Here is a 14,430-nt window from a genome sequence, read left to right on the forward strand (position 1 = left end):
AAAGCCGGCGCCCGCAAACGGGCGCCGGCTTCGAGCGAACACTCAGGGGCCGTTGTCGCGCTGGATCGTGAGCGCGTTGCTGGTCACCCCGCCCGCGCTGGCCGTGATGTCGGCCTCCGTCGGCGGCATCGGATCGTCTTCATCGACCGCCACCACGGTAGCCCTGCCGCGCGCCCCATCAGTATTGCTGATCGTCGCGACCGCGACGTCGGACGACGTCCAGGTGGCACTCTCGGTGATGTTGACCCCGTCGCTACCGTCGGAGAAGTCGGCCAAGGCAGTGAAGTTGACGACGGTCCCTTCGCCCAATTCACCGCCCAACTCCGAGTCCGCCTGGATCACGATTGACTCGATATCGCCGTCGATCACGGAGATCGTATACGTGCCCGCTGCGGTGATGCCGTCATCGGAATAGCTGGCCCGGATCACACCCTGCTCACCCTCATCGCCAACCGCTGCCGCGCGACCCTTGATCGCACCGGTATTGCCCATCGTGACGACGTTGGTCGCCTGCGACGTCCACTGTGCGTTGGCAGTGACATTGACGACCGTGCCGTTGAAGTACCTCGCGCAGGCGAAGAACCGACGAGCAAACCCGCTCGGCACACGCTCCAGGGGCGCGGTGTCCCCCGCGCAGCCCTCCGGGCTCTGCGGCACGATGACTACGTCGGCCAGTGCATAGCCCGACACCCTGAGCTGGGCACTGCCGGAAATACTGCCGCGCGTCGCGGTGATCTGCACCGGGCCGCCCTGCGCTCGACCGGTCGCCACACCGGTTGCCGCGTCAACGACCGCTACATTGGCGTCCGACGAGGACCAGGCAACGCCATTGAAGCGACTCAGATCCAGCGTCGAGTTGTCGCTGAAGCGTCCGTTGGCGGCGTAGCCGAGGGTTTCGCCCTGACGGATCGACGTGTTGCCCGGTAAAACGCTGATCTGCTGGAGCACGGCATCGGTGACCGTGAGCTGCACGCTATCCTCGACCGTCGAGCCAGGCCTCTTCGCGGTGATGGTCACCGTCCCCTTTGCGCCGCCTTTGACCACGCCCTCCTGCCCGGCGACATTGCTCACCGTTGCCACGTTGGAGTCACCGGTCACCCAGGTCACCTCCGTCGTAACGTCTGCGGTCGAGCCATCACCGAAGGTACCCATGGCCGTGAGCGGGGTGCGGAAGCCGCCCGCCAGCTTCTGCGTCGACGCGCTGACGTCGAGCGAGACCAAGGCTGCATTGCTTACGGTGAGATCCAGCGATCCTCTGCGCGTCACGCCGCCAATAGTGATCGTTGCCGAAATCTCGACAGCCGTCGCGCTCGGTGACTGGGTCACCAGGCGCCCCTTCGACGATGAAGCGTTGCTGACCGTCGCCACTTCGTCGTTTTCGGAAGCCCAGGTCACCGATTGCGTGATGTCTCGACGCGAAGTCGTTCCGCCACCGAACAGCCCGCCCGAACCGGTCGAGAACACACCCACTGCGCGCAGATTGACCGTCCTTCCTAGACTCAGGAACAGCTCCGTCTCCGGCTCGTCATCGTCATTGGCGTGCAGTTCGACCGACTGCAGGGTCGCTTCGGTAACCGTGAGTGTCGCCGGTGCGCTGGTGACGTCTCCGACCGTCGCAGTGATCTGGCTCGTCCCGGCGGTGTCGCCGGACGTCGCGACGCCACGTTGACCTTCGCTGTTGCTGATCGTGGCGATGTCCTCGTCCGCCGAGGACTCCCAGATCGCCTGGGACGTCAAATCGACGGTCTCACCATCGCTGAACGTTCCCGTCGCGGTGAACTGCGCCTGGAACCCGAAGCGAGGGAGCGAAACGCTTGCGGGCTGGACATCGATCTGCTGCAGCACACCCGAGGTGACCGTGACCTGCGTGGTGCCAGTCACATCCCCAACCATCGCCGAGACCGTGATCGGATCGGGATCCGCCGACACGGCCGTCAGCAGGCCCTTGTCATCCGCCTCATCGCCGATCGTGGCGACGGTCGGGTCGGAGGAACCCCACTCCGCCGTGTCGGTAACGTCCTGCGTGCTGCCGTCGGTAAAGATCGCAGTTGCATTGAACTGCTCGGTCAGACCACTCGGAACCTCGACGTTTGCCGGGGAAATCTGGATCTCGTCGAGCAGTGCCTCGGTGACGGTGACATCCGCCGAATCCGAGAACGTGCCGAATGTTGCGGTGATCGTGATCGGCGTGGAGGTCAGTGCGAGGGCCGTGACCTCTCCCTTGCCCGCATCGCTGTCTCCGACCGCCACGACGGCCGGCGCCGCGGAACTCCACTCCGCCTCGTCGGTGATGTCCTGGGTGCTGTTGTCCGTGTAGACAGCCGTCGCCGCCAACTGCCCGGAGGTGCCGTTCGGTAACGACAAGGTCGTGGGCGCCACCTCGATGCGAACGACCAGCGGCGGGCCAACGGTCACTGATGCGCTCCCCGTCAGTCCTTCCAGTGCAGCCGAAATCGTGACTGGTGCGTCGCGCTGCTCGACTCCGGTGACCAGCCCCTTGCCTCCGGCGCTGTTGCCAACGGCCGCGAACTGCGGGGCATTCGACGTCCAGGTCGCCATGGTGGTGACGTTCTGGGTGGAGTCGTCCGTGTAGGTCGCAACTGCCTGCAGTTGCGTCGCAGTACCCTTGGCAACCGTCGACTCCGCTGGCGACACCTCGACACTGACCGGCTCGGCCGGTCCCACAGTGATGCTTGCGGCGCCCTGCACCTGATCGAAGTTCGCGCGGATCGAAACCGCGGTCGCGCTCTGCTGCACACCGGTGACGAGCCCCTTGCCGGTGCCGGCGTCGCTGACCGTGGCGACACCCGGATTGGTCGAGGACCACGTCGCCTGCGTGGTGACGTTGCGCGTCGTGTCGTCAGAGTAGGTGGCCACCGCCTGCAGTTGCAGCGTCGCACCCTTGGCAACACTGGCGGAAGCAGGTGTGACGTCGATGCGCACGACATGCACGACATTGATCGTCGCAGTTCCGAGCACGCCGTCGAAGGTCGCGCTGATCGTGACAGGCGCGGCGGTCTGCTGCACGCCGATGACGGTCCCCTTGTTCACCGCAACGGCGCTGGGGTTGGAGGTCGTCCACTGCGCCTGGGCGGTGACGTCGGTCTCCGTCCCGTCGGAGTAGACCGCCTTGGCCTGCAACTGGGTCGATTCGCCCGGTGCGACCGACGCGGTGGCCGGCGTGACCTGGACACTCACGACGAACAGAGAAGTGCTGTCGCTGCCGCAGGCCGACAGGCCAAGCGCAACGAAGCCGAACAACCACAGCGAAACGGCCTTGAGTAACCCGCGCATGCTTTCCCCCAACCTTGGTAACGCCGGATGCCTTAGCGTCCGATTCTAACTGTGATTCCTGCAGGATACACGCCAACCCGTACGACGGGACGACTCAGCGCCGGGGCCAGTACGCCGAGATCGCCGCGACGCCCTGCCCCCATGCCCGGAATGCATCGGCCAGCGCACCCGGCCCGACCCCACCGATGGCGAAAACCGGGAGTGCGGCGTGCGCGCGAACGGCGAAGAACCCGCCCCACCCCAGCGTCGCCGCACCCGGATGGGTGGCGGTCGGCAGAACCGCTCCGAGCACGGCCGCGTCGAATCCGAGATCCTGGGCGCAGCGCAGGTCCTGCGCGTCGTGGACCGATGCCAGCCGCAACCCCGGCGCCGCCGGCAGCGCGTACATCCGGCGCAGGACCGCGGCGGTCGCATGCCAACCCGCAGCCCCCAATGAGGCCGCCTCGGACGCGCTCCGGTCCAGGACCAAGCGCAACCCCGCGGCAGCCACGTGGGGCGCGACCGTTTCGGCGATGCGGTGATAGTGAAGATCGTCCAGGTCCGGCAGTCGCAAGCGCAGCAGGCTCCCGGCCGGCAGTCGCGACAGGCCGTTGACGATGTCGTCCGCGCCGGCGCCCGGCGGCGTGAACACGTACTCGACCGGCAGGGTCAGCGCCCGAACGATCGGCAGTACCGTCGGCAGGGCCTGGGGCCACGCCGTCAGTGCCTCCGGGACCACCCAGCGCAGGGCCTGTGCCTCGCGGGACTGCGGCTCGCCGTCGTAGGCGGTCACCAGCCAGGTCTCCAGCAGCACCGTGCGGTTGCTGTAGTCGTGGCGGAAGCGGATCAACGGGTGCGCCTCGCGCACCCGCACGCCGAGCTCTTCTTCCAGTTCGCGGGTCAGCGCATCGAAACCGGCCTCGCCACTCTCGATCTTGCCGCCCGGAAATTCCCACCAGCCTGCCGCGATCTTGCCCTCGGGCCGCTGCGTGAACAGGACCTCGCCGGTCGGGCGCTTGAGCACACCGGCGGCGACACGGATGACGGGACGCGACGACGATGCTCCGGGCGGGACCTCAGGTGCGGTACTCGGCATTGATGCGCACATAGTCGTAGCTGAAGTCGCAGGTCCAGATGCGTGCGCGCGCCTCGCCGCGACCAAGGTCGACGCCGATCGTGAACTCCGGCTTCGCGACCACGGCGGCGCCGCGCGCCTCCTCGTAGTGCGGGTGCGGCTCGCCGTTCTCGAGCAGGATCACGTCGTCGAGACGCACACCGACGCGCGCCGGATCGAGTCCGTCCACGCCGGCCTTGCCGATCGCCATGATGATGCGACCCCAGTTGGCATCGCCGGCAAACATGGCGGTCTTCACCAGCGGCGAATTGGCGATCGCATAGGCGACGCGGCGCGCTTCGGCGACGCTGGCGGCACCGTCGACGCGGACCGTGATGAAGCGCGTGGCGCCCTCTCCGTCACGCACGATCGCCTGGGCCAGTTCGATGCACAGCGCCCGCACGGCCTCCAGCACGAGACCATAGTCGGCATCGCCCACGTCGATGTCGCTGCTGCCCGATTGCGCCGTGGCGCACAGAACGCAGGCGTCGTTGGTCGAGGTATCGCTGTCGACGGTCACGCAGTTGAACGAGTCGTCGACGGCGGCGCGCAGCATCGCGTCGGCCGCAGCCGCGGTCAGGCGTGCATCGGTCGCGATGAAAGCCAGCATCGTCGCCATGTGCGGCTCGATCATGCCGACACCCTTGGCGATGCCGGTGACGGTGATCTCGCCCTGCGATGTCGCGACGCGGCGGCTCGCCCCCTTGGGCACCGTGTCTGTCGTCATGATCGCCCGCGCAGCGGCATTCCACGCATCCGCCGTCAATGCAGCCGTCGCCTTCGGCACGGCCTCCAGCATGCGCTGCACCGGAAGCCGCTGGCCGATGACGCCGGTCGAGAACGGCAGAACCTGCTCAGGTCCGCAGCCGATGGCGCTGGCGACCGCAGCGGTCGTCTTGCGCGCGTCCTCGAGCCCGCCGTCGCCGGTGGCCGCGTTGGCGTTTCCGGCATTGATCAGCAGGGCACGTTGCGCCGACGTCATTGCCAGACGCTCCCGGCAGAGACGCACCGGAGCGGCGGCGAAGGCGTTCTGCGTGAACACGCCGGCCACGCGGCTACCCGGCGCCAGCTCGATCACCAGCAGATCCTGTCGCCCGGGCTTCTTGATCGCGGCTTCGGCCGTGCCGAGCCGCACGCCAGGCACGGGCAGCAGCGCAGGGGGGTCAGCGAGGTTGACGGCCATGTGGGCAGTTTCCGGTTTCCGGTATCCGGTTTCCAGTCGAAGAACCCGCCGCTGCGTTTTCCGGAAACTGGAAACTACACGCTGGAAGCTACGCCTAGATCAGCGCGCCGTGGCAGTGCTTGAACTTCTTGCCGCTGCCGCAGGGGCACGGGTCGTTGCGCCCGACCTTCGGCACCTCGCGCACGACGGTCTGCGGACGCGGCGGTGGCGGCGGGGCCTGCTGCAGCCGCCGTGCACCGGTGTCGGCCTCCTGTGCACCGGCCGCCTCGGCGGCAGGCGCCGCCGCGGACTCGACGCCGGGCGCCGCTTCGTGCTGCATCTGCATCTGCCGCTCGCGGGCCTCGGCCTGGCGCCGACGCTGCTCCTCGACCTCGCGCACTTCCGCCTCGGTCTGGATGCGAACGCGCGCCAGCATCGAGGTCACATCGTGCTTGTAGCGCGCGAGCATCTCGTTGAACATCGCGAACGCCTCGCGCTTGTACTCCTGCTTCGGGTCCTTCTGCGCATAGCCGCGCAGGTGGATGCCCTGGCGCATGTAGTCCATCGACGCCAGATGCTCGCGCCACAGGTTGTCCAGAACCTGCAGCATGATTGCCTTCTCGAAGTGCTCCAGCACCGGCGCGCCGACCTGCTCCTTCTTGGCCGCGTAGCCCTGCGCCAGACGCTCGACGATACGGGCACGCAGGCCCTTCTCGTTGAGGTCGTGCTCGTCGTCGAGCCACTGCCGGATCGGCAGGTCGAGCACGAAGTCGCGCTTGAGCGTTTCCTGCAGACCGTCGATGTTCCAGAGATCTTCCGGGGTCTGCGGCGGGATGTAGGCGTCGATCACCGCGTTGACCACGTCGGGCCGGATCTCGTCGACCATCGCCGTCACGCGTTCCGAACCCATGACGCTGTCGCGCAGCTCGTAGATCGCCTTGCGTTGGTCGTTGGCGACGTTGTCGTACTCGAGCAGATGTTTGCGGATGTCGAAGTTGTGGGCCTCGACCTTGCGCTGCGCCGTCTCGATCGCCCGCGTCACCCAGCGGTGCTCGATGGCCTCGCCCGGCTCCATGCCCAGCCGCTGCAGCATCGCGCGCATGCGCGGCGGCGTGAAGATACGCATCAGCGTGTCGTCGAGCGACAGGAAGAAGCGCGAGGCGCCGGGGTCGCCCTGGCGGCCGGAACGGCCGCGCAGCTGGTTGTCGATGCGACGAGACTCGTGGCGCTCGGAGCCGATCACGTACAGACCACCGGCCTGCAGCACGAGCTGATGCCGCTGCACCCAGGCCGCCTTCGCCGTCTCGCGCGCTGCCGTGTCGTCTTCGGGGATCTGCGCCAGCTCGGACTCGAGGCTGCCACCGAGCACGATGTCCGTACCGCGGCCGGCCATGTTGGTGGCGATGGTCACGGCGTCCGGTCGACCGGCCTGCGCGACGATCTCGGCCTCGCGATCGTGCTGCTTGGCGTTGAGCACCTCGTGGCGGATGCCTTCCTTCTTCAGCAGCCCCGAGAGCAGCTCGGAAGTCTCGATGCTGGCCGTGCCCACGAGCACCGGCTGGTGACGCTCGTGCGCGCCCTTGATCTCGGCGATGACGGCGTCGAACTTCTCCTTGGCGGTCATGTAGACCAGATCGCCCTGATCCTTGCGGATCATCGGCTTGTTGGTCGGCACGACGACGACTTCGAGCTTGTAGATGCTCTGGAACTCGAAGGCCTCTGTATCGGCCGTGCCGGTCATGCCGGACAGCTTGTCGTAGAGGCGGAAGTAGTTCTGGAAGGTGATGCTCGCCAGCGTCTGGTTTTCCTGCTGGATCTGCACGCCTTCCTTGGCCTCGACCGCCTGGTGCAGGCCGTCGCTCCAGCGCCGGCCCGGCATCATGCGACCGGTGAACTCGTCGATGATGATGACCTGGCCGTTGCGCACGATGTACTCGACATCGCGCTTGTACAGATGATGCGCGCGCAGCAGCGCGTTGAGGTGATGCAGCAGGATGATGTTGGCCGCGTCGTAGAGGCTGTCGTCGTCACCCAGGAGCTTGGCCTCGCGCATCAGCGCCTCGACCTTCTCGTGCCCGTCCTCGGTCAGGTGGACCTGCTTGGACTTCTCGTCGAGCGAGAAATCGCCCGGCCCGTCCTCCTCGGCTTGGCGCACGAGGCGCGGGATCAGCGCGTTGATCTTGCGATACAGCTCCGGATCGTCGTCGGTCGGACCGCTGATGATCAGCGGCGTACGCGCCTCGTCGATCAGGATCGAGTCGACCTCGTCGACGATCGCGTAGTTCTGTCCGCGCTGGACCTTGTCCTTGAGCGAGAACGCCATGTTGTCGCGCAGGTAGTCGAAGCCCAGCTCGTTGTTCGTGGCGTAGGTGATGTCGCAGGCATAGGCCTCACGCTTCTCCTGGCCGGACTGCCCGGAGCTGATCACGCCGACCGTCAGTCCGAGGAAGCGGAAGATGCGTCCCATCCAGTCCGCATCGCGCCGTGCGAGATAGTCGTTGACGGTGACGATGTGCACGCCCTTGCCGGGCAGCGCATTGAGATAGGCCGCGAGCGTCGCGACCAGCGTCTTGCCTTCGCCGGTGCGCATCTCGGCAATCTTGCCGTCATGCAGCACCGCACCGCCGATCAGCTGGACGTCGAAGTGGCGCATGTTGAGCACGCGCCGGCCCGCCTCGCGCACCACGGCGAAGGCATCCGCCTGGACCTGATCGAGCGTCTCGCCCTTGCCCAGACGCTCACGCAGCACGCGCGTCTGGTCGGCGAGTTCGGCATCGCCCATCGCGGCATAGCGCGTTTCGAGGGCCCCGACCGCGGAAACGAGACGGTCGAGACGCTTGAGAATGCGCTGATTCCGGCTCCCGAAGACGCGAGCCAGCAGATTGTTGACCATAGTTTTGGCTTTGAGCCGCGTGCAGCGGCGTGGAACGACCGGAGCCCCCTATTATGCCCTCGACTTGGGGGCGGGGTCCGGACGATTCAAGGCCGGCGGACCAGGGTCCGCTTCAGCGCGCCGCGCGGATGTACTGCTCCGGGTTCACCATGACGCCGTTGAAGAGCACCTCGAAGTGCACATGCGGCCCGGTGGCGCGACCCGACGAGCCGACGCGCGCGATCGACTGCCCCTTGGCGACGCGATCACCCGGCTTCACGAGGATCGCGCTGTTGTGCCCGTAACGCGTGGTGTAGCCGTTGCCGTGGTTGATCTCGACCAGGTTGCCGTAGCCGTCGCGCGACCCGGCCTCGGTCACGATGCCGGCGGCGACCGCGAGAACGTTCGACCCTTCGCGCCCGGCGAAGTCGATGCCCATGTGCCGCGTCCGCCGTCCCGTGAACGGATCGGTGCGCACACCGAACAGCGAGCTGATCCAGCCCCCCTCGATCGGCCAGCCCGAGGGGCGGACTTCCTTCTGCAGGCGGCTTGCCAGCAGCAGGTCCTCGAGCACGCGGAACTGGCGCTCGCGATCGGACAGCTGGCGCTCGAAGCTGCCCAGGGATGCCAGCAGCGAATCGAGTCCGGTTTCGGGCAGCGCGGCAGACTCCGGGCCACCGATCGGCGGCTGGTCGCCGAAGCTGAACTCGCCGCTGTCGAGGCCGGCGATCTCAGTCAGACGCTGGCCGGCCGCATCCAGCCGGATGACGTGCGCCTGGAGCTGGGCGATGCGACGTGCCAAGGCCGCCGAATTGCGCTCGGCTTCGGTGCGCGCCTGCTCCAGGGCGGTGCGCTGCGTACGCACTTCGCTCGACCACGTGGCCAGCAGGCTCGACGGCAGGCTGGAGGGGCGTTCGGGATCCGGGGAGCGTCCGCCGATCAGCATGCCCGCGCCGAAGCCCAGAGACAGTACGATGGTGGTCACGGCGACCAGCGGCAGCCAGCAGATGATGCGGCGTGGGTCCAGCGCAATGCGCCAGGTACGGCCACGCGTGTGGCTGACGACAATGATGTCCATTACTGCTCCATGTGCCCCGAACGAACCGATCCCCTTCCCCTCAGGCAATTCCTGAACCAACACACGCCGCCTGCGGGCGCTCTACTGGCGCGCGCTCAGCGGCTGGCTCAAATCAATCGCGCCTTGCGCGACTGGTGCGACGAACCATGGGTACGCCACGTCCGCATCGCCAACATGCGCGGCGACACCGTCGTGGCTTACGTCGCTTCCGCCCCTGCACTGATCCCGCTGCGCGGCCACGGCCCGTCCCTCTTGGCCTGGCTGCAAAAGCACCATCAGTGCGCCTGTACCCGCATCGAAATGAAGGTACGCCCGATCCCCGCGGACGCGACTGCCCGAGTGTATCGGCCAGTCGCTGTCCAGCGCAAGCCAAGTGGCTGAAACTGCGGGTTTTCCCTGAATGACCGCGATGGCGGTGTTCAGGCGGCGGCGGCGGCTCCGCGGACGAAGCTGATCGGCGCCGGCCGGGCGGCATCCTCGAAGGTCACGATCTCGTAGGCAGCCGGGTCTTCCAGCACCGCCCGGACCAGCTTGTTGTTGAGGGCGTGACCGGACTTGTAGGCCGTGAACGCGCCGATGACCGGATGTCCCAGAAGGTACAGGTCGCCGACCGCATCGAGGATCTTGTGGCGCACGAACTCGTTGTCGTAGCGCAGCCCGTCATGGTTGACGACGCGGTAATCATCGAGGGCGACGACATTGTCGAGGCTGGCACCGAGGCCCAGATTGGCCGCGCGCAGGGTGTCCAGTTCGCGCATGAAGCCGAAGGTGCGCGCGCGGCTGACCTCGCCGATGTAGCTCACCGTGGAGAAGTCGACCGTCGCGCTCTGCGCGCTTGCACGAAAGGCCGGATGACGGAAATCGATGGAAAACGACAGACGGAACCCGTCGAAGGGCTCGAAGCGTGCCCACTTGTCGCCGTCGGCGACCTGCACCGGCTGGCGGATGCGCAGGAAGCGCTTCGGCGCATCCTGCTCGTGGATGCCGGTCGACTGGATCAGGAACACGAAGGGCCCCGAACTGCCGTCCATGATCGGAACCTCCGGCGACGACAGCTCGACGATGCAGTTGTCGATGCCGAGGCCGGCGAACGCCGACATCAGGTGCTCGATGGTCATGACCTTGGCGCCGTCGTCCGCGACCAGCGTGCTGCACATCACCGCCTCGCGCAGCAGGTGCGCGTCCGCGGGGACCTCGGCCACGGGCTGCAGGTCGGTGCGGCGGAAAACGATGCCGGTATCCGGCCCGGCCGGCAGCAGCGACATGTAGACCTTGCGCCCGGAGTGCAGGCCGATGCCGCTGGCGCGAACCGCCTGCTTGAGTGTTCGTTGTCTGACCATTCGACAGATGGTACCCGGTCAAAAAAAGCGCAGTGCGGTGGTGCACTGCGCTCCTGTGACCGATAACTTTAACACGGGTTCGCACACCCGCCGTTCATGGCGCCGGCAGCGGGCGGACTGCCGGTTGGCCATGAACCGCGTCTGAACCCGTTGCCGGGGTCAGTCCGTCGGGCCCTCGGTGCGTCGGGCCCTGTTCGCTCGGGCCTTCAATCGGCCTGGTTCCGCAGGAAGGCGGGGATGTTGATGATGTCCTCGTCCAGGCCGAGCGGGAACGCGCTGCCGCCGCCGGCGGCGTACTTGCGCTGCTGGCGATGGACGGCGGGGATGTCGAGCTTGGGCGAACCCAGCGGCGGCATCGCCGGTCCGGCCGGCACGTTCAGCTCGGGCCGCACGAACTGCGCGACCTTCGGGTTCTGCTGCGGCGCGACGGCAGCCGCCGGCATGTGCTTGTTGCCCGGCAGGCCGGTGGCGACGACCGTCACACGCAACACGCCGTCGAGGTTCGGGTTCATCGACATGCCGCACTTGGCGTCGGCCTCGTCGGAGGCGATCTCCGAGACGCGGGAGTTGATGTACTCCAGCTCCTCCATCGTCAGGGACTCGTCGCAAGTCACGTTGACCAGCAGGCCACGGGCGCCGTGCAGTTCGATGTCGTCGAGCAGCGGGCTCGACAGCGCCATCTCCACCGCCTTCTCTGCACGCCCCTCGCCGCTGGCCTCGCCGATACCCATCATCGACATGCCGCGGTTGGTCATCACGGTGCGCACGTCGGCGAAGTCGACGTTGACCAGGCCCGGTCGCGTGATCAGGTCGGAGATGCCCTGAACGGCGTTCTGCAGCACGTCGTTGGCCGCCTTGAAGCAGTTCAGGACCGTGATCTTGGTCCCCAGCACCAGGCCGAGCTTCTCGTTCGGGATCATGATCAGCGAATCGGTGTACTGGCGCAGATCGTCGACGCCCTTCATCGCCACGGCCATGCGCTTCTTGCCCTCGTGCGTGAACGGCTTGGTGACCACCGCCACGGTGAGGATGCCGAGTTCCTTGGCGATCTCCGCGATCACCGGCGCGGCGCCGGTACCGGTACCGCCACCCATGCCGGCGGTCACGAACAGCAGGTCGGTACCCTCGATCATCTCTCGGATGCGATCGCGGTCTTCCTCGGCCGCCTGCCGGCCGATCTCCGGATTCGAGCCAGCGCCCAGCCCGCGGGTGATCTCGACGCCCAGCTGCAGCTGGTTGGTCGGTACGCAACGTTCCAGGTGATCGCGGTCCGTGTTCGCGCAGACGAAGTCGACGCCCTCGATCCCCGCCTGCGCCATCTGGTTGACCGTATTGCAACCGCCGCCACCGACGCCGATGACGCGGATGACCGCGCGCTTGCGCTGGCCGTCTTCCAGTTCGAATACCTCTCGTGCTTGTCCGCCCATTTCACTGCTCCTGCGCCGCCCGGCGCGTTGTGTTGCATTCACCCACCGGGATCTCCGATGAGGGAGTCCGCGGCCCGGCCCGATGTTTTTTTCTATCTATTACGCCGTGAATCTATACTAAAATCCAACTGTGCTAATGTCAATAAAAATTCATTAATTATTTCTAATTAAAAACTGCCCTTGAACCAGTCGCCCGCACGCTGCAACCAGTAGCCGACGCCCTGCATCGGCGTCGGTGCCGGCTGCGGCCGGCTCTGGCGTCCGTAGAGCAGCAGTCCGACCGCCGTCGCGTAGGCGGGATCGCGCGTGATGTCCTTGAGTCCGTCGACGTTGTGCGGCGCGCCGAGGCGCACCGGCAGGTCGAACACCTCTTCGGCGAGTTCGACGACGCCCGGCATCTGCGCCGATCCGCCGGTGAGGACGATGCCGCCGGCGATCACGTCGAACCAGTCGGCCCGCTGCAGTTCCTTGCGGATGAAGTGGAACAGCTCCTCGTATCGCGGCTTGATGACCTCGGCCAGCGTCAGCCGCGACAGCCGCCGCGGTGGCTGGTCGCCGACACCCTTGACCTCGATTTCCTCGTGCCCGGCGGCGTACTGCGGAAGCGCCACGCCGTATTTGACCTTGAGTTCCTCCGCGTGAGGCCCCGGGGTACGGAACGCGACGCTGATGTCGTTGGTGACCTGGTTGCCGGCAATCGGCAGCACCGCGGTATGGCGGATCGTGCCGCCCTTGAACACCGCGATGTCGGACGTGCCGCCGCCGATGTCGACCATGCAGACGCCGAGGTCGCGCTCATCCGGCAGCAAGGTCGAATAGCTCGATGCCAGGTGCTGCAGGATCAGCTTGTCGATCTTCAGCCCGCAGGACTCGACGCACTTGTAGATGTTCTGGGCCGCCGAGATCGAGCCGGTGACGATGTGAACCTTCGCCTCGAGGCGCACCCCGTGCATGCCGACCGGATCCTGGATGCCCTCGCGGCCGTCGACGACGAACTCCTGGGGAATCACGTGCAGGATCTTCTGGTCCGCCGGAATCGCGATCGCGCGCGCCGCATCCATCACGCTGTCGACGTCGCGCTCGGAGACGCTGCCCGCGCGCACCGGCGCCACGCCGGTCGAGTTGAGGCTGCGGATATGCGTGCCGGAGATGCCGACGTAGACCGACTTGGCGCTGCAGTTGGCCATCAGCTCCGCCTGCTCGACGGCGCGCTTGATCGCCTGCGTGGTCTGCTCGATGTTGACGACATCGCCGCGGTTCATGCCGCGCGAGGCATGCACCCCGCTGCCGACCACCTCGACGCGCCCGTCGGGCGTGACCTGCCCGACCACCGCCACGCACTTCGACGTGCCGACATCCAGTCCGACCAGCAGGCTGCGTTCTTCTCGTCGTGCCATGGTGTTCAGTTCCTCTTCGTAGCGGCAGCCGGCTCCCGCCAACCCACCGAGAATCCGTTCGTGTAGCGCAGGTCGATGTGCCGGACGTCGGCGAGCTGCGGCCCCAGCGCCCGTGTTGCCGGCCCGAGCAGCACGTCCACGCCCAGCAGCGGGTCGGTGCGCCCGAAGCGCAGTTCGATGCCGTCGGCCGTGGTCGCCGTCCAGTCGCCGCGGGCGTCCTGCTGCAGGCCGGCAAGTGCGAAGGGCGTGCCGTCCAGGCGCGCCGACAGCTGCGTGTACATCGTCAGCACGCGGCGCTCGCTGCCTTCGGGACCCGCGAGACGCGGCAGCGCATCACCGACCTCGCGACCTGCGGGGTCGAAACGCGCGGCGTTCTCGTCGAGGAGCACGTCGCCGCTCCAGCGCGCCGCCGGTACGCGTTCCCAGATGCGCACGCGCACGGTCGCCGGCCATTCGCGCTCGGCGCGGGCCCGCGCGACCCAGGGCAAGGCGCCGGCGGCCCGCTGCACCGCCTGCAGATCGACTTCGACGAAGCTGGTCTGCAGCAGCGGCCGCAGCGCAGCGTCGAGCTCTGCGGTGTCGACACGCTCGAAGCGCGCCTGAATCTGCAATCGCGCCACCGGCTCCAGTCCGGTGAAATGAAAGAACGCCCACACGGAAGCGATGGCCGCGAACAGCGCCGCCGTGCCCAGCGCGAACCGCGAGAGCCGCGACGACATCGGTACGTCGTCATCGCGGTCATAGGCGTCTGCAGTCATGACCATGGC

The 14,430-nt window shown here is 67.1% G+C and carries 9 protein-coding genes; all 9 read right to left on the reverse strand.

The genetic code is table 11. The annotated features are described in order from the left end of the window. Positions 1–42: 42 nt before the first annotated feature. A complete protein-coding gene (locus C8D93_RS06940) occupies positions 43–3,294 on the reverse strand; it encodes a beta strand repeat-containing protein (RefSeq protein WP_110264452.1) in 3,252 nt (1,083 codons plus the stop codon). Positions 3,295–3,388: 94 nt separating this feature from the next. Continuing rightward, the gene (locus C8D93_RS06945; protein WP_170123939.1) at positions 3,389–4,369 is read right to left on the reverse strand and encodes a Nudix family hydrolase; all 981 of its coding nucleotides are present in this window, start codon (positions 4,367–4,369) and stop codon (positions 3,389–3,391) included. Then, positions 4,350–5,570, reverse strand: a complete 1,221-nt coding sequence (argJ, locus tag C8D93_RS06950) for a bifunctional glutamate N-acetyltransferase/amino-acid acetyltransferase ArgJ (RefSeq protein ID WP_110264454.1) — start codon at positions 5,568–5,570, stop codon at positions 4,350–4,352. Before argJ ends, C8D93_RS06945 begins: the two co-directional genes overlap by 20 nt. A 94-nt stretch (positions 5,571–5,664) precedes the next feature. Then, the gene (gene secA / locus C8D93_RS06955) at positions 5,665–8,442 is read right to left on the reverse strand and encodes a preprotein translocase subunit SecA (RefSeq protein ID WP_110264455.1); all 2,778 of its coding nucleotides are present in this window, start codon (positions 8,440–8,442) and stop codon (positions 5,665–5,667) included. Positions 8,443–8,554: 112 nt separating this feature from the next. After that, complete coding sequence (locus C8D93_RS06960; RefSeq protein ID WP_245903841.1) at positions 8,555–9,499, reverse strand: M23 family metallopeptidase; 945 nt, start codon at positions 9,497–9,499, stop codon at positions 8,555–8,557. A 419-nt stretch (positions 9,500–9,918) separates the two neighbouring features. After that, a complete protein-coding gene (lpxC, locus tag C8D93_RS06970) occupies positions 9,919–10,839 on the reverse strand; it encodes a UDP-3-O-acyl-N-acetylglucosamine deacetylase (protein ID WP_110264457.1) in 921 nt (306 codons plus the stop codon). Between the two features lie 206 nt (positions 10,840–11,045). Then, complete coding sequence (gene ftsZ / locus C8D93_RS06975; RefSeq protein WP_110264458.1) at positions 11,046–12,266, reverse strand: cell division protein FtsZ; 1,221 nt, start codon at positions 12,264–12,266, stop codon at positions 11,046–11,048. A 167-nt stretch (positions 12,267–12,433) separates the two neighbouring features. After that, positions 12,434–13,663, reverse strand: coding sequence for a cell division protein FtsA (gene ftsA / locus C8D93_RS06980; RefSeq protein ID WP_110264777.1), 1,230 nt, complete (start codon positions 13,661–13,663; stop codon positions 12,434–12,436). Between the two features lie 5 nt (positions 13,664–13,668). Beyond that, positions 13,669–14,427: a cell division protein FtsQ/DivIB gene (locus C8D93_RS06985; RefSeq protein WP_110264459.1), complete on the reverse strand. Its 759-nt coding sequence runs from the start codon at positions 14,425–14,427 to the stop codon at positions 13,669–13,671. Between the last annotated feature and the right edge of the window lie 3 nt (positions 14,428–14,430).

The organism is Sinimarinibacterium flocculans, from assembly GCF_003201205.1.
In the GTDB taxonomy this organism is placed as follows: Bacteria; Pseudomonadota; Gammaproteobacteria; order Nevskiales; family Nevskiaceae; genus Solimonas; species Solimonas flocculans.